Consider the following 18,317-nt stretch of genomic DNA (forward strand, 5'->3'; position numbering starts at 1 on the left):
CCCATACCACGACCCCACACACTGGAGACAGGTCCACACCCCCGATGAGCAGCGTCACCAGCTCAACTGATCGCCTCCCATCCGCAGCTGGAGAAGCAGCACTGGAGCGGCTACGGGCCTGGCCGGGTGAGCACCGTGTCGCCGTTGGGCTGTCCGGAGGAGTGGACAGTTCCCTGACCGCAGCGTTGTTGGTGGAGGCTGGTTGGCAAGTGGAGGGCCTCACCCTCTGGTTGATGAGTGGTAAGGGTGCCTGCTGCGCCGAAGGCCTCGTGGATGCAGCCGGAATCTGTGAGCAGCTCGGCATCCCCCATCACGTGGTGGATACACGGGACACCTTCCAACAGGAAATCGTGCAGCGGCTGGTGGATGGCTACCGCGACGGCATCACCCCTTTGCCCTGCTCCCAGTGCAACCGCTCAGTGAAGTTCGGCCCGATGCTCGAGTGGGCCGCCGAACACCGGGGGCTGCCCAGGATTGCCACAGGCCACTACGCCAGGATCCGTCACGGCGGTGCACAGGGCCGGCATCAGCTGCTGCGGGGGCTCGACTGCCGTAAAGACCAGAGCTACTTCCTCTACGACCTTCCCCAGGATGTGCTGGGACGCATCGTGTTCCCCCTCGGCGAGCTCACCAAAGCCGACACCCGACTGGAAGCGGCGCGACACGGCCTGCGCACGGCGGAAAAACCGGAAAGCCAGGATCTATGCCTGGCGGATCACCATGGCTCCATGCGGGCCTTCCTGGACACCTATCTCCCCCCGCGACAAGGCGAGATCGTGCTGAGTGACGGCACGGTGGTTGGTGAGCATGACGGCATCGAGCACTTCACCATCGGCCAACGCAAGGGTCTGGGTGTGGCCTGGAAGGAGCCGCTTCACGTGATCCGGCTGGACCCCGCCATGAACCGCGTGGTGGTGGCGCCCCGGGCGGAGGCCGGGCGGCGCAGCTGTGTTGTGGGCGCCATCAACTGGATCTCCATGGCACCACCCCAGCAGCCATTGGAGGTGGAGGTTCAGGTGCGTTACCGCAGTGAACCCGTGGCGGCACAACTCACACCAATCGCCCATGAACCGGAGGATGAAGCGCGGAAGCGGCCCTATCGCTGCCGGCTGCAATTCACCGACGATCAGTTCTCCATCACCCCTGGACAGGCGGCCGTCTTCTACGACGGGGAAACAGTGCTGGGGGGAGGGTTGATTCAGCGGGACGACCACGACCAGCCGCTGACCAGCCGGGCGTAGCCCGTGAGCTGGCTCCGCAGCTGGAGATCCGTCACCGCGACAGCTTCGCTGCCCGCCTCCAGGAGTTGCTGCACCGAGCCATCCGCCGACACCAGCGCCGTCGGCCCCGTGTTCGCCACACTCAAAACGTCGCGTCCGGTTTCAATCGCCCGCAGCTGAGCCAGGGCCAGAAATTGCCGCTGCAACAGCTGGGGGTAGGGATCGAGATTAGCGATCGTCAACAACCATTCAGCCCCTTGCGCAGACGCTTGAGCCAAAGCCCATCCGTGGCTGATCTCGTAACAGATGGCGATGGCGGAGGGGGATGGCCAGGCCTCGGCATAACGAGACGCATTTCCCGGCTGAAGCCCCCCCACCGCCGACAGCCCCCGGGTCAAGCCAGCCGGCAACGGTGGCAACCACTCACCCAGTGGAACCAGACGGTGCTTGTCAACGAGGGGCTCCAGCCCGGCTAGGCCCGGCAACCCCAACAACACACTGCTGCGCAGCTGCCCGCGAACCCAGCGAAAACCTCCGCTGATCAACGGCAGGGGCAACCCATCCACATCATCCGGCTGCCAGCGGGACGGCAGGGTTCCCTCCGGGGCCACCAACGCCTGCACCTGCAGGGCCTGGGCCTGCTGCAAGGCCGATGACAACGCTGCGTTGAAGCGCCGCTGGCGGTCCGGGCTGAATTTCTCACGGGTGGGAACCGCCGGCTGCCAGGCGCCAAGTCGCAGGGAAGCGAAGGCGGGCGGCGGAACCAAACTCAACGCCCCCAAGCCATGCGCCAGCAGCAGAGAGAGCAACCAAGCGGTGCTGCGTTTCCCCCGACGGCGCCAGAGCTGCCAGAGCCCCCAGCCCCAGATCAGCTGAAGCGTGGCCAGTCCACCACTGCCAAGCCAGCGGGCCAGGCCAGCCAGTGGCCGGTCCAGAGGCAACACACTTCCCCCGACACCGATCCAGAACAACGGAGACCCTTCCAGAAGCAGTTCGGCTCCCCCCCAGACCAAAGACAGCAGCAGCACGACGGAGAACCGCCAGCCCCCGTCCCTGAACCGGCACATCCGCGCCAACAGAGACCAGAGCAGCAGCAGCAGGGCTGCGGCAACGCCGCAGCACAACCAGAGCGCAACAGCCACCGGCAAGCTGAGCCAAGCCGGCACGCCCATCCAGGTGAGTGGATGCAAGCCAAGAATCCAGCGGTGGCTGATCAGGACGGCAAACATCCCCCAGAGCGCCGCGTTCCGCGGTCGGTCCGCCAGCGACCACAGCAGGGCCAAGGCCGGAAACATCGACAACGGTCCGGCGACCCCAGGGGCCAGTCCGGCCAGGACTCCACCCAGAACACTTCGCAGCAGAGGCTGTGATCGGAGATCGCCCATGGTCAATGGGATTAACTTGTCACGCATCACTTAATCCGCCAGATCGCAGTGCTTGCAACTGTTCTGAAGCACGAGCACAGTCCGGTTGTCCAACGGACTTCAGCCCATGGAACTGCAACTGGAACAACCACTGACATCGGTTCTCAGCGTCAAAGTCGCTTCTGACGTGGAGCCACGCCTTGATCACCACTGTGCCCGGCTTCAACCCAGCGGCACCCTGACCCGCGCTGCCCTTGTGCGTGCCCTGCTTCGTAAGGGCCTGGCCGAGCTGGACGAGATGGAGTCAACCAGTGACCGCTGATCTCTACACCCGCCCGCTAAGAGCTTCGGTGCGTGAACTTCTGCGGGAAGACAACATTGACATCGCGGAAGCGCTTTATTCCGACAGCGATTACCCAACAGCACTCAGCAATCTTGCAGAAGTTCGTGTTGCAGCTCAGAAGGTTGTCTTTGAAGCTGATGCGCTCATGTGCGCAGTGCTTGTTAAGGCGATAAGGGAAGACGATTGAATCATCATACGGGCGGGTAATTCTCGCCCATTGTTGACACTTTTAGTTCATCTCTCAAAATGGACTCATAAGACAAATTTTTGGTTCTTATGAAGTTCAAGCCGCGTTACAAGTATCCGCACATTGCTGCGACATACCTAAGCGATGAACTGCTCAGCCAAGTCACCAAATTCTCTGCTGTTCACGACTGCAGCAAATCAGAAGCGATTCGCCTCCTGATGCAGAACGGCCTTGCCGCAATGCTTTTAGACGACGGCTGAGAAAAATGAAGGGCCGCCCTGACAAGCCAACCCTTCACCAATCCGACCAATGGAATTTTAACCATGAGACGATCTGATGCTGGATTTTCCGTCCTAATTGCTTCCATTTACAGCGAGATTGAGGACTGGATTGATAAGCACCCTGACTGCTCACCGCACGCCTCACTTGCGGTTGATCGTCTGTTGCTGCTTCTAACGACAATGGGACAGATGTGATGACAACTGATGGTTGGGATGCGGAGGAGATTGATCCGACGCATAGGGACGAGTGGGTCAATGGTTCTGGCATCAGTCCTGAAATCACTGAATTAAATCTGCAGTCACTCAGTGGTCCGCAGGCTCTTGAAGCCATTACGTCAAAACGTCTGGAATCAGCAGGTGGTCATGGGCAGCAGTACGCCACAGGCGAAGTTGCCAAGGTTCTCAATCGTTATGAGCACCTAGACGCTGGTGGCTGGTGGTGCAGTGCCACAGGTGACTCAGGCTGCCTGAAACCAAACACACCACGCAAGAACGACAAAGGCGACCTGATCAAATACGAGAACCCGTTAGGTGTTCCCTGCGGTGTCTTCCAGCTCCAGATGCCGGATGAGACCTACTGGCCTGAGCGTGAGCGGAACTGCAGCGAAACCATTGTCATCACAGAAGGCGCAAAGAAAGCAGCGGCGCTCCTGTCATGTGGCATCCCTGCCATTGCTGTTGCGGGCATCTGGAATGGCACACCAAAGGACGACCGTGACCAACACTGCCTGCACCCAGATCTGATGCGTTGGGCAGGGCATCGCATCGTCATCTGCTTTGACTACAGCGACAAAGCACGCGGCAGAAGAAACGTCAGCAAGGCAGCCCTGCGTCTTGCGCATCAGCTTTATGCCAACGGATCGCCGTGGGTTGGCACCGCACACTGCAAGGGTCCCGAGAAGGGCATTGATGATCTGCTGGTTGCTCACGGCCATGCCGCCGTTCATCAACTGATCGCCTCTGCGCAAAAGGTTGACGTTCAACGCGAGCTTGAGGACCGGAAAGAGCCAGAGCGGATCAGGCAAGCCGCCAACAAATTTCTGGACTGCGACGACGAGGCAGAGCGTGCCGCCTTCAGATCTAGGTTCTGCAGCAATAAACGCATCAACATCAAGGACTTCAGTTCGGTCGTTAATGAGCAGCTCGCTTTGCGGCATCCATTGCAAAAGCTGGAGTCACGGCCGCTGACACCCGATGAGCTTGATGCTGAGCCGGTTAACGACGCCAGAACGTTCTTTGATCAGCTTTTGACTGAACGCTGGTCAACCCTGATTGGCGGCAACAGAGGCAGCACCAAGACCATCCTCACGTTGCAACTGATGGTGGCGTTGATGAAGCAGCGCAGCCCTGACGTGATCGGCTTGCGTCCTGAAGCAACGGGACTGCGTGTCCTTTACGTGTGCTCTGACGCGATGGCTGAACGCATCAGGGACTACCTGACTCAGATGGGCTGCTGGAGAGATCCAGAAGTTCGCAAGGGCATTCGGATCTGGGGCAACTCGCACACACAACGCAAGTGGACCATCAGTGACCTTGATGGATTGGAGAAGCAGATGGAGGAATTCAAACCAAACGTTGTCGTCATTGACTCGCTGAAGGGCGCCCTTGGGCCATTGCTTGAGGACATCTCAAGACCGATCATTCGGCATCACATGGATGCGGTGCATGACATCGTTCTGCGCAGTGCTGCATTGCTGTGGATCCACCACGCCAACAAGATTGGAAAGATCGCAGACAACGAGGCACTACAGGAAGCACCTGACATGGTCTACCTGCTGGAGAAAGAGCAGAACGAACTGGTGAGCCTGAAGCCGATCAAGTGCCGTGGCGGTGAAGGCATCCGTCGTCAGTACCAACTGCAGGGCGATTTCCTCTGGCCTGAGTTGACGGAGCAGAAGAAGACGTCAGACATCAGTAAGGTCAACAGCGACGTCATGGAGTACGTCAGGAAGCAAAACCAGCACGACATCAAGCCCAGCATCAGGACCGTGACAGAAGGGCTGCCTCAGCACTCCGCTGAAGCGATCAAGTCCAGCATCAAGCGGCTTAGAGGCAAGGAGTGGCTGCTGGGTAAGCCAGATCCAAAGGACCTGAGATCGTGCCTGCTGGAAGTGGCGCCAAAGTTTTTTGACACCCCCTCCCCCCCTGTAAAAGGGGCATGGCCCATAAAAAACGGCCCATAAATTTTGGATGTGGGCCATTCGGGTTATGAGATATGGGCCGCGCATAATCCCAGTCACTGACTGGTGTTTCCCTTGATATGGGCTGTGTGTAGTGGTGTGTGTGTTGGGAGGAGAGAGAGTTCCTCCACTTCTACTGTCATCTAATCAGAAGCAAGCACCAGCTCCTTCGGGATGCGCTTCAGGCCACCGGCAACGTATGCCTCCCAGCAATCGCCTACGTCGCCGACGATCAGGATTGGGATGACTGTCCCTTTGTGTTGATAACGGGCATGGACCGGATCTATCACGTCTGCCTCACAAATACGGGTCCTTTCTGTGTAGCGCAGCGTAGGTAATTTCGGACCGCCTTCATTATTTAGCGTCAGATAAGTTGGACCTAAACTGCCTAGCACTATCTATTAGCCAAGCTAATCAAATTTGTGGTCAACAGCAGATGATAGCACGGTGGAATGGTCTGCGCATCGTTTCTCCCGTACGGCCTGCCAGTACCGCCTCGCCTGCGCACTACTCAGGGCATCATCAGCAGGGTTAGGCCGCATTGGAACGTCATCATCAGGCTGATGAGAGGCGAATTGCTGAGGCATCAGTAGACAAAACTCATGCCCTTAATTTATCGCTGTGTGTATAGCAGCAAGGCCATCTCACAGGCGGGCAAGTTAAAGCGCAGATGCCCGCGAGACGTTGCACCAGAACGGTAGTAGTGCACTCCGCCTTTGAAATAGCCTTCCTTCATCAGCCGCCATTGTGTCGTTCGTCCTAACCGCAGTTGCCGTCTCATTTCTGACGCTTTTACCCAATCTGATTGGAACACCTTGGAACAAGTTGGTTGATTTCATTCTATCGGCCGTAATGATATAAACACGCGAGGTAATCAATGAATCACACCATCACCAAGAAGCGACCATATAGCTTCAACGCACTGCTCAGTTCGCTCAGTTCACAAGTCCCTGATAAACAGGCCACATGGGAGCAGAACTTGTCACTGCAGGCTGAGAAGTTCTACGGCCAGCACAGCATCCAGAAGAAGCAGGAGAACGCGGCGTTCATCCCTACCCGCCAGATGGTGCGTGATCTGCTGACGGGTACTGCCAGCAGTGGTGGTGACTTGGTGGCCACATCGGTGCAGAAAGTCGCAGACAGTGTCAGACCTGTGACGGTGCTTGAGCGTGCCGGTGTTGAGCGGATTGAAACCGGCGGAGAGAACCTGACCATCCCGCGCTTTGCCAAGGCCGATGCCGGATGGATTGCGGAAGGTGCGGACTACACCGCACTCACCACTACGAGCACCAGCGTGGATACCAGTCCCAAGCTCGCCAGTGCCCGCCTGTCTTTCAGTCGCCGCCTGAAGGTGTTGGTGCCTGACGTTGAAGGGTCAGTGCTGCAGGAAGTTGGCCGTGCAGTCGCCGGATTGATTGAGAAGGGCGCGATTCAAGGCACCGGCAGCAATTCACAACCGCTTGGCCTGCTCAACCTGCCTGACGCCTTGTCGCAGACCTTCAGCTCCGCAACTCCCACCAGCGATGAGCTGGCAGAAATGCTGGAGAGGCTCGGTGATGCCGATGTGGATCTGCGCAAGGTGGTGTTCCTGATGCACCCGAGCACTGCCGCTGATCTGATGAAGACCCGCGTGGATGCCAGCAGTGGCGCGTTGGTGCTCAGTGACCTGAAGATTCACGGGCTGCCGGTATTCATCACAAGCAATGTCACCGAGGACAAGGTGATCGCACTGGATCCGAGTTACAGCCGCCTCGTCTACTTCGGCAGTGCGCAAGTCGTCGTGGATCCCTTCCGAGGAGCCGTCACTGGTGTCACGCACACACAAATCCTGAACGCAGCGGACTTCGTTTGCACGCATCAATCCAGTGTCTGCATCGGCTCCGCTTAATCGCGGAGGGTCGGACCGGTGCAGGTAGAGCGGTTTCTTCCATGGCTGCTCAACAGGGGTCGGTTGTTGAGGAGCCGGCCCCGCCCTATTCACTCAGAAGCGACAGATGAACCGCGACTACATCAACTGGCTCACGTCACTGCCTAATAACCGTGGCGTCAGGGATAGGCAGATCAACGTCTGGATGTCGGGCTATGCGCCTCTACCCGATGAGATTGACCTGCAGCACTGCGAGGAGATGCAGCAGCGGTGGTTGGTGCGGGAGTGCCCTGACGGTGTGCTGGGAAGGCTTTGGCGGTGGTTGCACGATTGAGATGAGATCAAAGCCCACCATTTCCTTCTTCAAAGAGCAGGAATAGCTCGCCTTCGTAACCCAATTCGCGCATCATATACGCCCAATCAGCTTCATCCGCTGGATCGTAATCATCGCTTTTGCTGATGTTCTCAGCGGCCCACATGGGCCTGAGATTTCTCCAGTTGAAGCAGACAATCTGCTGTTCTTCATCAGTGAGGTCAAAGCTTGCGCAGGGTCTGATGTGATCTACATGCCAGCCTTCCTTGCCATAGTTATCCCAGCTCATCCCTTCTTCCCAATTAGCTGCAAGGTAAGCCTTGAAGTCAGCTATCTCTGCATCAATAAGTTCTGCTGTCTTCGCGGCCTTTACCATTCCCTGCTTCTTAAGCGCGTCACTTATTCGGGTGTTGAGGCGTGAGTGGAGCTTGAACTGAGGATCGTGCTTCAGTTTCCAAGTGCTTATCGGCATTCCTTTCTCAGCTTCAAATTTATCCTTCCATTGCTTTCTCGCTTTGTTGCGAGATACATGCCCTGCTTCGCTTTGGCTGTAACGCCGATCAGCCTCAGCTTTTTTGCCACTGGCCACAAACTTAGCCTTCGCTCGCTTGGATGCCTCCCTGTACCAATCAGAGTCTTTGATTCTTTCATAGTGAGCCTTTCTTTTTTCCTTGGCACCTTCATCATTTTTGTGCCGCTGATATGACTCCCTTGCGACGCGAGCTTTATTGGATTTCCAGTTGGGATCGGTTTCACGACGTTTCGCCTCGTATTCGCGGAAATAACCTTAAGCCGCTTTTTTTCTAGTGGCTATTCGCTTGCACTACATGCACTGTCCACCACTCGTCACACGTGGGGCAACATGCCCTTGTTTGCAGGTCGTGCCAGTGAAGTACTGCTTGAGCCCTTTTTCTTGGGCTTGCTTTCGGGAAAGAAATGGGCCGTAAATAAGGTCTTGCATTATTTAGATCTCCTGCGCTTAGCCGGCCTGCCTCTGCGCCGTTGTTCAATTTTGTATTGAAGACCAGTTTCCTTGCCATCAGGATCAACAATATTCATCAGTGCTCCTTTGGTCATTACTTCAGTAAGTGGTGGAGCATCTGGAAAGTTTCGGCGCCATGACTCTTCTGGGCCAATGGTTGCAATTTCATTGCTGAAGTCGTACTCCTGATCATGCCCGCCTACCTGCTGCTTAACCTCCTCCACGTTGATAAAGGTGGTAAGTGTCCCTTCCTTGCTAACCCATCCTTCTCCGAATTGAACATCCTTATGTCGGGTGTCAATTTCAAAAACCAAGCCTTCGCGTGTCAGCCAAGAGTTGAATTCATCACGTGCGTTCAGGTCGGTTCTGTCTGACTCCATGAAGGCTGATAGGCGCTGCTTGACTTCACGCTCGGCCTCACGACTACTTGGCCGTCTCTCAAGCTTGGCTAGATGCGCCTCGGCCTCGTTCAACGCTTGCTTGGCCACCACAAGGTCAGCCTCTGCCTCCCGTAGAGCCTCATCCCAAAGCAACAGCGCACTGTTCGGTGTCTCCGGCACAGCGTTCTTGATCTGATTCCGCTTGCTGCTGACCAGGTCCTCCAGTGGGCCAACAGCACCAGATGCCTTCAGGACCTTCTGACGCGCTTCAGCGGTTTCTGCATCGTGTTTGTCGTCTCCGAAGAAGTCACTCCACCTAAAAGTTCTGACATGCTCCAGCAGGGCCAGCTCGTCGTAGGGAATGTTCGGCGCAGTGCAGTCGGAGCGGCCAAGGACACGGCCATTGCAATTGAGTGAGAAGCCGTTGCGTGAACGCCTGACGCCAAGCCTGTGGCCGCATTCAGCACAGAAGGTCCTCTTCTCAAACAAATTGATCCGCTTCCTGCCATTAGGGAGCCCGCGCACTCCACGTCGGCCTGCGATGCCGTCCCTGGCGGCCTGCCACTCAGTTGGCGTGATGATCGCCGGGTAGACGCCCTTGGTGATGTCTTCCTTTTCGTTGCCCGACTTGTTCTGACGGTGGCCAAGCACCGCAACGTTCTCCAGCAACAGGTGGATTTCGGCTTCTGTGATGACAGCGCCTGATCTGGCGAGCGTGATGCCATCTGCCTGAAGCTCGCGAGCAATGCGGCGGGCTCCAAGGTCCTTCGCCAGTCGGAACGCTTTCTGCACCCACTGGACTTCGTCTTCCAACAGCACCCAATTCCCGTCTTGATCAACGTCCAGCCATCTCGGGTAGCCAGGGTTCGTGTTGGTTTCACTCCTTGGGTTGAAGCGGAAGCCGCCGAACACTGCTGTTTTGCCATCGGCATGGGCTTCTATCTGCTGGCGGCGGTACTGAACAGCGCCCTGGCTGCGGGCCTGCTTCTCCTTCCATTCGCGGTGAGCTGAATCAGCAGCACCAGCAATCCTGTAAACGGTGCCACCTCCATCGCTGAGGCTTCTCAAAATCTCGTGGCCCCAGTCGCAAAAGCTGACGCCAACCCCGGCTCTGAAGATGTCGGTCAGCAGGTTGAAGCAGTCCTGCATGTCTCCTCGGCTTAGGCGCGAGAAGGTCTCCACGATGAGGATGGTGCCGTGCTGCACCCGGTGAGACCTGGCGTCCTCAAGGAACTGACCAAGGAGGCCCTTCTCAAGGTTCTTGCGGTTGCCGGAGATGGTTTCACGCACAACCTCCTGCACGTCGTATTCGGGATGAGCTTTTTTCCACTCGGCTAGGGCTGCGTCCTGTCTGCTGAATCCGCTTTTCCCGTCTAGTGACTGCTCGCCCGTGCTGACACGCTGGTAGCAGATGGCCACTTTCGCGACCGGTGAGTTTTGCAGCTTGTCAGGCTTGGTGCGTGGCACGCGGAATCGCCAGAACCCTTATGAACACAAGGATATGAGCCGTGTCAAGTCAGCTGTATTGACCATGGTCAGCGATGCGCAGCAGCGTCATCCTGATGCCAGGCCGCAACCGCGACGGATGGAATCCGCCAACCCTCTGCAACAACTTCTTGTGCGCGGCCTCGGCACGACGACATTGGTCGCTGATCGTCTACGCGGGGTGACCCAAGAGTGGGTCAGTCGCGGCCGTCTGGACCCCAACCAGGCCTCCGCCCTTGTGGACGACGTGATGAAGGCACTCCGGGGAGAGACCCCGGAACTGGAAGAAAAGGTGGGGAGGGATATCGAACGCAACCGCGACAACCTTCTTCAGGACATTGGCGTTGCCAGTCAGAAAGAAGTTGATGAACTGCGCGGCCGCATCGACCGGATTGAGCAGCAGCTGCGCCAGCTCAATCAAGGTGACTGAGCCGACGGTCTTGGGGTCAGAATTGACGCAATCCGATGCGGCAGTCATGCGCGACATCCTGATCAGCTCCACCGTTTGCGTGCTCTGCCTGCTGTTGGCCCTGGTCAGCCAGCTGGTGGCCCCCTCCACCGTCGCCGCCGCAGCCGGCAACCCCGCCGCCACCGCCGCTGTTGTAAGCCAACCCACCACCGAGGCGGCAGCGCGGCCCAGCTTCGAGCTGGACCCGGATGATCCGAACCCGACTTTGTTTGCCATGGCTCCTGACACCAACCAATCCGATGCCTCAGCCCTCGGCGGTCCCCTCGATGCCCCTGACACCCAGATCACTGCCAGCGGCTTGAAGATCACCGAATTGAAGGTTGGGGAAGGTGCGGAAGCCGCTTCCGGCCAAACCGTTCAGGTGCATTACCGGGGAACGCTTGAAAACGGCAAGCAGTTCGACGCCAGTTACGACAGGGGAACCCCCTTCACGTTCCCGCTTGGTGCCGGACGTGTGATCAAAGGCTGGGATGAAGGGGTGGTCGGCATGAAGGTCGGCGGCAAACGCAAGCTTGTGATCCCACCGGACCTTGCCTACGGCAGCCGCGGTGCCGGTGGCGTCATCCCCCCCAACGCCACCCTGGTGTTCGAGGTGGAACTGCTCGACGTGAAGTGATGGGCCGCAGTTAGGCTCTTTTCAAGCAATTTCGTCCCCATCCGATGCTGCGCTCGGCCCTCACCGCCCTCGTCCGCGCTCTTCCCGCCCCTGCAGCGGAAGCCCACTGCGACGGCCCCTGCGGCGTTTACGACCCCGCCTCCGCCCGCGTCGCTGCTGAAGCGGTGCTCTCCATGACCAAAAAGATCAAGGCCATGGAAGCCCCCGCTGCAGGTGATGCCGCGGCCCTGGCTGCTTACAACAACACTTTTGGCCGCTACGTGGCCATCAAGGAAGAGGAAGCGCAGAAAACCAAGAAGGAACTTCTGATCCTCTGGACCGACTACTTCAAGCCTGAGCACCTGGCCACCTTCCCTGACCTGCACGACACGTTCTGGAAGGCCGCCAAGCTCTGCAGCGCCTGCAAGGTCAACATCGATCAGGCCAAAGCTGAAGAACTGATGGCGGCTGTTGAGAAGGTCCACGGCATGTTCTGGCAATCCAAGGGCCGCAACGACGCCTGGGTCACCGCTTCCTGAATCTGAACAGTTTGTTCCCTCCTTTGGCAGCAGCAGGTCTCAAGGATCTGCTGTTGTTTTTTTGTGGCCGCCGGCGGCTGCTGAAGATTCAGGGTGATTCCATGCTTCCCCACCTGGAATCCGAGGATCGGATCCTGATCAACCCACGCATCACACCTCGTACTGGTGATGTCGTTGTGGCGTGGCATCCGAGCAAACCCGACTTACGCCTGATCAAAAGGCTTCGTGGGATGGAGTCCAACGGCATGATCCTCTTGGGGGACAACCCCTCAGCCAGCACCGACAGCCGCCAGCTGGGGCCGATCCCCACCGCGCTGATGATCGGTGTAGCCGTGTCGCGTCTCAAAAGATCGCCGACGACGTCTTCTGCAACCAGATCGCACCAGTGACGATCGACAGGCCCCCCGTCGCTCCCACCAGCAGGGGCAGCAACCGCGCCCCGCTGCGCAGCGTCAGAAACGACACCACAGCGACCACAGCAACCATTGCTGCAATGGAGCCGCAGAGGTAAGCCACCAGGTAGCCAAACGCAGCGACGGGAGGCAAGGCCAGGGCGGGAATCACCGCCAGCAGATGGCTGGCACCGGCCAGGCCATGCAGCAGACCCAGTCCCGAGGCGGCGTGGGCATGGCGCCGGTGGTTGCTTTGACCACGCACATGCAGATGCAGGTGCTGATGCTGGTGATCACCCTCGTGATGGTGTTCATGGCAGTGCAGCTCCAGCCCGAAAGCCGTTCTCACCGCCAGGGCACCCACCACCAAGAGAGCAACGCCCACGAAAAATTCCGCCCAGGAGGACATCGTCTCCACGTGGACCAGATCCTTGAGCCCGATCGAGATCAAGGCCAGGAGCACCACTCCTGCCGAATGCCCTGCCCCCCAGGCCAGACCTGCCCTCAGCGCCGGCAAGGGTTTGCGCAACGAGAAGGGGGCCATCGCCACCAGATGATCAGCGCCGCCAACGACGTGAACAGCACCCGCTGCAAAACCGGTCAGGACGCTGATCAACAAAGCACTACCTTCCAAAAAGTCATTCTGCAGGAGCGGTTGGGCTAACCCGTGATCAGTCGGGTCAAAGCCTGCTGAACGTCCTGCTGTCGCATCAGCGCTTCGCCGACCAGCACGGCATCGGCACCGGCGGTCTGCACACGGTCCAGGTCTGACCGCTCAAACAGACCCGATTCACTCACCAGCAATGCGCCCTGATCGCGCAGTCGCTCGCCGAAACGCTGCATGAGCTGCTCTGTTGTGGCCAGATCCGTCTCAAAACTGGCGAGATCACGGTTGTTGATCCCGATCAAGGGAAAGCCCCCAAGGTTGAGCACCCGCTCCATCTCGGCGGCATCGTGCACTTCGACGAGCACATCCAGTCCCAGAGCAGCAGCGGCCTTCTGCAGATACTGCAGATCCTGATCCGTCAGGATCGCTGCGATCAGCAACACGGCATCGGCACCGGCCGCACGGGCCTGGAACAACTGATACGGGCTGAGGACGAACTCCTTGCACAGCAAGGGCAGCTCCACCGCCTGGCGCACCTCGACCAGAACGTCGAATCCCCCCTGAAAAAAGGTCTTGTCCGTGAGAACGGAGAGGCAGCGTGCCCCGCCTGCCGCGTAGGCCTTGGCGATGGCCACAGGGTCAAAGTCGTCGCGGATCACCCCTTTGCTGGGGCTGGCCTTCTTCACTTCAGCGATCACTGCAGGCTGAACCGGGGCCTCGCGCAGAGCCGCCAGAAAATCCCGCGTGGGCGGCAGATCCTCGATCTGACATTTGAGGGTCTGCAACGGCACCCGCTCGCGGGCCGCATCCACCTCACGGTCCTTGGCCCAGACGATCTTTTCAAGGATGTTTCTGGGTTCCTCCTCATCGTGGGGAACGGCGTACTCCAGGTGCGCCACGCGCACCTTGGGGTTGGGGGGACGACGTCGGATCTCCATGGCAATCGGGATGAAAGGGGGAGGGCTTCAGGCGCTGAGCTGGGTGGCAGCCTGCTTGTAGGCCACTTCCACGACTTCACTGAGCGTTGGGTGCGTGTGCACCTCAGTGGACAGCTGACGGACGCTCTGACGACGGGCCACCGCATTGGCCACTTCCTGAATCAGATCAGCGGCGTGAAGTCCGTAGATGTGGGCGCCCAACACTTCTCCACTGGTTTTGTTGAACAGCAGCTTCATCAGACCATCGCTCTCCAGCTCGGCCAGTGCCTTGGAATTGGCCTTGAAATAGCTGCGAACCGCACCCAGATCGAAGCCCTCCTCGGCGGCGAGCTTTCTGGCATCGGCTTCGCTCAGACCAACGGAACTGATTTCAGGATGGGTGAAGGTGGCTGCCGGGATGCTGCGGTAATCGATCTCGCGGCTGTGGCCAAGGATGTTGTCCACGGCAACCGTGCCCTGAGCCGCCGCCGTGTGGGCCAGCATCAACTTGCCCGTGAGGTCACCGACAGCCCAGAGATGAGGCACGGGCTGATCGTTGACCAGCACACGCATCTGGTCGTCGATGGGGACAAAACCTCGGTTGGTTTCCACGTTCAACGTCTCGAGATTGAGCCCCTTGCTGCTGGGAACCCTGCCCGTGGCCACCAGCACGGCATCCACCTCAAGGGTCTCCACCAGCTCCCGGCTGCTGAAATCAGCCAGTTCGATCTGCACCGGACAACCTGGGGTGACCTTGCGGGCCAGGAGACCGGAGCGCGCATCGATGTCGCGGCTGTCGATGAGATGGCGACCGGCGATCTTGGCGATGTCTGGATCGAAGGTGGGCATCACCTTGTCCATCGCTTCGATCATGGTCACTTCACACCCCAGTGCGGTGTACACATCGGCGAATTCAAGGCCGATGTAACCGCTGCCGATGATGGCAATCCAACGGGGCAGCCACTCGAGGTTGATGGCTTCATCGCTGGTGAAGACCGTCCGTCCATCGGTCTCAATGCCCGGCGGGACAAACGGATCGGAACCTGTGGCCAGGATGACGTCCTTGGCGGTGATGACCCGATCGACGCCACTGGGCTCACGCAGCCCGACCCGCTGAGATCCCTCCAGACGCCCATGGCCACGAAGGATGGTCACCCCCGCTCTTTCAAGGGTCTTTGTGAGGTTGGTGCGGATCGCCTGCACCAGGTTGTTGGCGTGGTCAGCGATCTTCTGGCGCTCGAAGCGAACAGGAGCCGCATGGATCCCGAAACTGGCGAGGTGCTGATCATCCGCCAGTTCCCGCACCTTGCCGCTGGCGGCGAGGAGCGCCTTGGACGGCACACAGCCGCGGTTGACGCAGGTGCCCCCCATGTCCCGCGATTCGACGATGGCGGTTTTGAGGCCGTGCTCTGCGGCATGTTTGGCGGCATCGAATCCGCCGTAGCCGGCACCGATGACGATGACGTCGAAGTCGAAGCTGGCGTCGCTCACCCGGACTGCTGCGATGTGGCCGTCATTGTCGCCCGTCGACGCTCCAGCAGGAGAGGCACGGCGGCGGCGGCCACATTCAGTGACTCCACCCGGGGACTGTGGGGCAGGGTCACGGCATGGGTGCAACAGGCCAGCAGCTCCGGATGAAGTCCTGACCCCTCTGTGCCGAGCACAAGGGCCGTGGGCAGACGCCAGTTCAGATCCCAGTAGGGCACCGCTTGCAGCGGAGCAGCTGAATCCGGAACGAGGGTGGCCACCACCTGCATCCCATCGGCGGCAAGACGTTTCAGTTCGTCCTTTAGTTGGCTGATCGCAGTGTCTTCATCAGGTCCAAAGCGGTGATGGGGCAGCTGAAGCAATGCTCCGGCTGAAGCCCGAAGGCTTTTGCTGCCGAGCGGGTCAACCCCTGATCCCAGCCAGACGTTCTGAACATCGGCCGCCAGTGCCGTCCGCAGCAACGTTCCAAGATTGCCTGGATCCTGAATCCGATCCAGTACAAGCAGGAAATGCACGTCCGTCGGTGGATTCGGCAGAACGTTGAAGGGGCACACGCACGCCACTCCGTCCGGTGTGGTGGTGCTCAATGCCGCTGTCAGCACCTCATCGGTGACCAGACGACGTGGTGTCGAGGCTCCCAGCTGCTCCAGGAGATGGAGGTGGTGCTGACACCATCGCTCCGTGGCAACCAACTCCACCGGCTTGAGATTGCAACGAATCAGCTCCTGCAGAAGATGGGTGCCCTCAAGCAGCAGCAGCTCTTCGTCCTCTCGACCTTTTCGACTGGACAACGACCGCAACCGCTTGACCAGGGGGTTCCTGCGACTGCTGATCAGGGAATCCGACACACCCGACTGGCTGATCTTCAGAAGATTGTGTGCTTGCGAACCTTCAATTCTTTATGGAAGGAGAGATCTGAACCTTCGAGATCAAGGCCATTAATGGCGGCGATTTCTCCTTTCAGTCCCTCAGCCGCAAGATTTTCGATCAACTTGTTGATGACCTGATCTTCAACGGCAGCCTGATCAACTGAGTCAGGGGTCAAACGTTCAAGAAAGCGACCGACCTTGGCTGCGACGACCTCAGATGCGTTTGAAATCTTCAGGACGATCATGACGGCGGAGAGGACCTTCTCCTGTAAACGGTAGTGCGGATGGGGAGACTTGAACTCCCACGATGTTGCCACCACTAGTACCTGAAACTAGCGCGTCTACCAATTCCGCCACATCCGCTGGCGTGTCGCCCAAGCGACCAAGTGAACATACGGCATCGCCCCCCAGACCCCGAACCTGCAATTTGGTAATCGTTGAAACCAGTTTCGGCGCCGGCCGTCTAGACGGTCTCAGATCTGGTTGTCAAACTGCTTGCAATTGGGTGCAGGGCGTGAAATGACAGCGACGTCCGCGGTGTCTCAGGAGATTCTCAATCCTCATCTTTGCATTGAGGGCCGTCGACGTCTTCAAGGGGTTCTGAAGGTCAGCGGAGCCAAAAATTCAGCCCTGGTCCTGATGACTGCTGGGCTGCTCACTGATGAGACTGTGGAACTGACCAATGTTCCCAATCTCACCGACATCAGCGGCATGGGCAGGATCCTGTCTGCCCTCGGCGTCGAGGTTCACCACTCAGGAGACAGCGTCGTCCTGAACGCCGCAAACCTCACCAGTCACGAACCCCCCTACGAACTGGTCAACAGCCTTCGCGCCAGCTTTTTCTGCATCGGTTCACTGCTGGGCCGCTTGGGTCAGGCCAGGGTGCCCCTACCAGGCGGTTGTCGTATCGGCGCTCGCCCCGTTGTTGAACACATCCGCGGTCTCAAAGCGCTGGGAGCACTTGTCAGCGTGGAACACGGCATCGTGACCGCCTCCGTCAAAGGCAGCCGCAAGCGTCTGACAGGGGCGCCGATCGTTCTGGACTGTCCAAGCGTTGGGGCCACCGAAACACTGCTGATGGCGGCGGTGCTGGCCGATGGCACTACCACGATTGAAAACGCTGCCCAGGAACCCGAAGTTCAGGATCTGGCCAATCTGCTGAGTCAGATGGGTGCCGACATCAGCGGCGCCGGAGGACCGGTGATCACCATTCAGGGTGTCGAACGTCTCCATGGAGTTCGCAACTATCCGGTCATCCCGGACCGCATCGAAGCGGGCACGTTCCTGTTGGCAGCAGCGATCACCCGATCACCCATTCGGGTGGAACCCGTGACTCCAGAACACCTGAGCGCTGTGCTGCAGAAGCTTCGGGACTGCGGCTGCCAACTGGAGATTGATCACCGGGGAATTTCCATCACCCCTGGTGACATTCAGGCGGTCGACATCACCACCCAACCTTTCCCTGGTTTTCCGACCGATCTTCAGGCTCCGTTCATGGCACTGATGACCACGGCCAAGGGCACCAGCGTGATCAGCGAAAAGATTTACGAGAACAGGCTTCAACACGTCGCTGAACTGCAGCGCATGGGCGCCTCCATCCGCGTTGAAGGCAGCACGGCCATTGTTGAAGGGGTGTCTCAGCTCAGCTCAGCCCCCGTCACCGGAAGTGACCTGAGAGCTGCAGCGGCCATGGTGCTAGCGGGTCTGGCGGCGAATGGCACCACCAAGGTGTCCGGGCTCAAGCATCTCGATCGTGGCTACGACAATGTCGAAGAAAAGTTGAACGCCGTTGGTGCGAACTTAAAGCGACAGCAGAGCTGAATTCGGGGGCATCACTAC

General features: G+C 58.8%; 20 protein-coding genes and 1 tRNA gene. 12 read left to right on the forward strand and 9 right to left on the reverse strand.

Annotated features, from left to right (window positions below; genetic code table 11):
- Nucleotides 1-44: 44 nt before the first annotated feature.
- Entirely contained in the window at nt 45-1,241 is a 1,197-nt protein-coding gene (gene mnmA, locus SynA1528_RS08110; RefSeq protein WP_186586331.1) for a tRNA 2-thiouridine(34) synthase MnmA, read from the forward strand.
- On the opposite strand, the gene SynA1528_RS08115 is transcribed toward mnmA, so the two are convergent.
- Complete coding sequence (locus SynA1528_RS08115) at nt 1,199-2,605, reverse strand: nitrilase-related carbon-nitrogen hydrolase (protein ID WP_186586332.1); 1,407 nt, start codon at nt 2,603-2,605, stop codon at nt 1,199-1,201. The two genes, mnmA and SynA1528_RS08115, sit on opposite strands and share 43 nt — an antisense overlap.
- A 106-nt stretch (nt 2,606-2,711) precedes the next feature.
- Between SynA1528_RS08115 and SynA1528_RS08120 the strand changes: the two genes are divergently transcribed.
- The 6 genes from SynA1528_RS08120 to SynA1528_RS08145 all read left to right on the forward strand — a co-directional run bounded on the left by SynA1528_RS08120 (nt 2,712) and on the right by SynA1528_RS08145 (nt 7,776).
- Nucleotides 2,712-2,906, forward strand: a complete 195-nt coding sequence (locus SynA1528_RS08120) for a hypothetical protein (RefSeq protein WP_186586333.1) — start codon at nt 2,712-2,714, stop codon at nt 2,904-2,906.
- Nucleotides 2,896-3,114, forward strand: a complete 219-nt coding sequence (locus SynA1528_RS08125; protein ID WP_186586334.1) for a hypothetical protein — start codon at nt 2,896-2,898, stop codon at nt 3,112-3,114. Before SynA1528_RS08120 ends, SynA1528_RS08125 begins: the two co-directional genes overlap by 11 nt.
- An 89-nt stretch (nt 3,115-3,203) precedes the next feature.
- Entirely contained in the window at nt 3,204-3,374 is a 171-nt protein-coding gene (locus SynA1528_RS08130) for a hypothetical protein (protein ID WP_186586335.1), read from the forward strand.
- Between the two features lie 215 nt (nt 3,375-3,589).
- A complete protein-coding gene (locus SynA1528_RS08135; protein ID WP_186586336.1) occupies nt 3,590-5,578 on the forward strand; it encodes a DUF3854 domain-containing protein in 1,989 nt (662 codons plus the stop codon).
- 976 nt (nt 5,579-6,554) lie between these two features.
- Nucleotides 6,555-7,463 (forward strand): phage major capsid protein, encoded by a 909-nt coding sequence (locus SynA1528_RS08140; protein WP_186586337.1) that lies wholly within the window; start codon nt 6,555-6,557, stop codon nt 7,461-7,463.
- A gap of 106 nt (nt 7,464-7,569) precedes the next feature.
- Entirely contained in the window at nt 7,570-7,776 is a 207-nt protein-coding gene (locus SynA1528_RS08145) for a hypothetical protein (protein ID WP_186586338.1), read from the forward strand.
- Nucleotides 7,777-7,783: 7 nt separating this feature from the next.
- Here the strand turns inward: SynA1528_RS08145 and SynA1528_RS08150 are convergent, their stop codons facing one another.
- Nucleotides 7,784-8,344, reverse strand: coding sequence for a hypothetical protein (locus SynA1528_RS08150; RefSeq protein ID WP_186586339.1), 561 nt, complete (start codon nt 8,342-8,344; stop codon nt 7,784-7,786).
- Between the two features lie 371 nt (nt 8,345-8,715).
- Nucleotides 8,716-10,584 (reverse strand): recombinase family protein, encoded by a 1,869-nt coding sequence (locus SynA1528_RS08155; RefSeq protein WP_186586340.1) that lies wholly within the window; start codon nt 10,582-10,584, stop codon nt 8,716-8,718.
- Nucleotides 10,585-10,702: 118 nt separating this feature from the next.
- Here SynA1528_RS08155 and SynA1528_RS08160 point away from each other — a divergent pair, with 118 nt between their 5' ends.
- The 4 genes from SynA1528_RS08160 to sodX are packed head-to-tail and all read left to right on the forward strand — an operon-like array spanning nt 10,703 to nt 12,594.
- Entirely contained in the window at nt 10,703-11,032 is a 330-nt protein-coding gene (locus tag SynA1528_RS08160) for a phasin family protein (protein WP_186588353.1), read from the forward strand.
- A gap of 46 nt (nt 11,033-11,078) precedes the next feature.
- Nucleotides 11,079-11,687 carry an FKBP-type peptidyl-prolyl cis-trans isomerase gene (locus SynA1528_RS08165; RefSeq protein WP_186586341.1) on the forward strand — a complete coding sequence of 203 codons (609 nt, stop codon included), beginning with the start codon at nt 11,079-11,081 and terminating at the stop codon, nt 11,685-11,687.
- Between the two features lie 44 nt (nt 11,688-11,731).
- Nucleotides 11,732-12,205 (forward strand): superoxide dismutase, Ni, encoded by a 474-nt coding sequence (sodN, locus tag SynA1528_RS08170; protein WP_186586342.1) that lies wholly within the window; start codon nt 11,732-11,734, stop codon nt 12,203-12,205.
- An 11-nt stretch (nt 12,206-12,216) separates the two neighbouring features.
- Nucleotides 12,217-12,594 (forward strand): nickel-type superoxide dismutase maturation protease, encoded by a 378-nt coding sequence (sodX, locus tag SynA1528_RS08175; RefSeq protein WP_286187782.1) that lies wholly within the window; start codon nt 12,217-12,219, stop codon nt 12,592-12,594.
- On the opposite strand, the gene SynA1528_RS08180 is transcribed toward sodX, so the two are convergent.
- From SynA1528_RS08180 to SynA1528_RS08205, 6 genes are all read right to left on the reverse strand, one after another.
- A complete protein-coding gene (locus SynA1528_RS08180; protein ID WP_186586343.1) occupies nt 12,548-13,216 on the reverse strand; it encodes a hydantoin utilization protein A in 669 nt (222 codons plus the stop codon). The genes sodX and SynA1528_RS08180 overlap by 47 nt on opposite strands.
- 41 nt (nt 13,217-13,257) lie before the next feature.
- Complete coding sequence (gene trpC / locus SynA1528_RS08185; RefSeq protein ID WP_186586344.1) at nt 13,258-14,142, reverse strand: indole-3-glycerol phosphate synthase TrpC; 885 nt, start codon at nt 14,140-14,142, stop codon at nt 13,258-13,260.
- 27 nt (nt 14,143-14,169) lie between these two features.
- Nucleotides 14,170-15,612: a dihydrolipoyl dehydrogenase gene (lpdA, locus tag SynA1528_RS08190; RefSeq protein ID WP_186586345.1), complete on the reverse strand. Its 1,443-nt coding sequence runs from the start codon at nt 15,610-15,612 to the stop codon at nt 14,170-14,172.
- On the reverse strand, nt 15,609-16,457 hold the full coding sequence (locus SynA1528_RS08195) for a TrmH family RNA methyltransferase (protein ID WP_286187783.1): 849 nt from the start codon (nt 16,455-16,457) through the stop codon (nt 15,609-15,611). The genes lpdA and SynA1528_RS08195 overlap by 4 nt, the downstream gene beginning before the upstream one ends.
- A gap of 17 nt (nt 16,458-16,474) precedes the next feature.
- Nucleotides 16,475-16,723, reverse strand: coding sequence for a DUF8653 family protein (locus SynA1528_RS08200; RefSeq protein ID WP_186588356.1), 249 nt, complete (start codon nt 16,721-16,723; stop codon nt 16,475-16,477).
- Nucleotides 16,724-16,757: 34 nt separating this feature from the next.
- A tRNA-Leu gene (locus SynA1528_RS08205) sits at nt 16,758-16,841 on the reverse strand.
- A 156-nt stretch (nt 16,842-16,997) separates the two neighbouring features.
- On the opposite strand from SynA1528_RS08205, the gene murA reads away from it, so the two are divergent.
- Nucleotides 16,998-18,299, forward strand: a complete 1,302-nt coding sequence (gene murA / locus SynA1528_RS08210; RefSeq protein ID WP_186586346.1) for a UDP-N-acetylglucosamine 1-carboxyvinyltransferase — start codon at nt 16,998-17,000, stop codon at nt 18,297-18,299.
- Nucleotides 18,300-18,317: the final 18 nt, after the last annotated feature.

The organism is Synechococcus sp. A15-28, from assembly GCF_014280175.1.
Classification (GTDB): Bacteria; Cyanobacteriota; Cyanobacteriia; order PCC-6307; family Cyanobiaceae; genus Parasynechococcus.

Coding starts and splice junctions, on each gene's coding strand:
- mnmA (WP_186586331.1), top strand. CDS start 45: ATGAGCAGCGTCACCAGCTCAACTGATCGCCTCCCATCCGCAGCTGGA.
- SynA1528_RS08115 (WP_186586332.1), bottom strand. CDS start 2,605: ATGGGCGATCTCCGATCACAGCCTCTGCTGCGAAGTGTTCTGGGTGGA.
- SynA1528_RS08120 (WP_186586333.1), top strand. CDS start 2,712: ATGGAACTGCAACTGGAACAACCACTGACATCGGTTCTCAGCGTCAAA.
- SynA1528_RS08130 (WP_186586335.1), top strand. CDS start 3,204: ATGAAGTTCAAGCCGCGTTACAAGTATCCGCACATTGCTGCGACATAC.
- SynA1528_RS08135 (WP_186586336.1), top strand. CDS start 3,590: ATGACAACTGATGGTTGGGATGCGGAGGAGATTGATCCGACGCATAGG.
- SynA1528_RS08145 (WP_186586338.1), top strand. CDS start 7,570: ATGAACCGCGACTACATCAACTGGCTCACGTCACTGCCTAATAACCGT.
- SynA1528_RS08160 (WP_186588353.1), top strand. CDS start 10,703: ATGGAATCCGCCAACCCTCTGCAACAACTTCTTGTGCGCGGCCTCGGC.
- SynA1528_RS08165 (WP_186586341.1), top strand. CDS start 11,079: ATGCGCGACATCCTGATCAGCTCCACCGTTTGCGTGCTCTGCCTGCTG.
- sodN (WP_186586342.1), top strand. CDS start 11,732: ATGCTGCGCTCGGCCCTCACCGCCCTCGTCCGCGCTCTTCCCGCCCCT.
- trpC (WP_186586344.1), bottom strand. CDS start 14,142: ATGGAGATCCGACGTCGTCCCCCCAACCCCAAGGTGCGCGTGGCGCAC.
- SynA1528_RS08200 (WP_186588356.1), bottom strand. CDS start 16,723: ATGATCGTCCTGAAGATTTCAAACGCATCTGAGGTCGTCGCAGCCAAG.
- murA (WP_186586346.1), top strand. CDS start 16,998: ATGACAGCGACGTCCGCGGTGTCTCAGGAGATTCTCAATCCTCATCTT.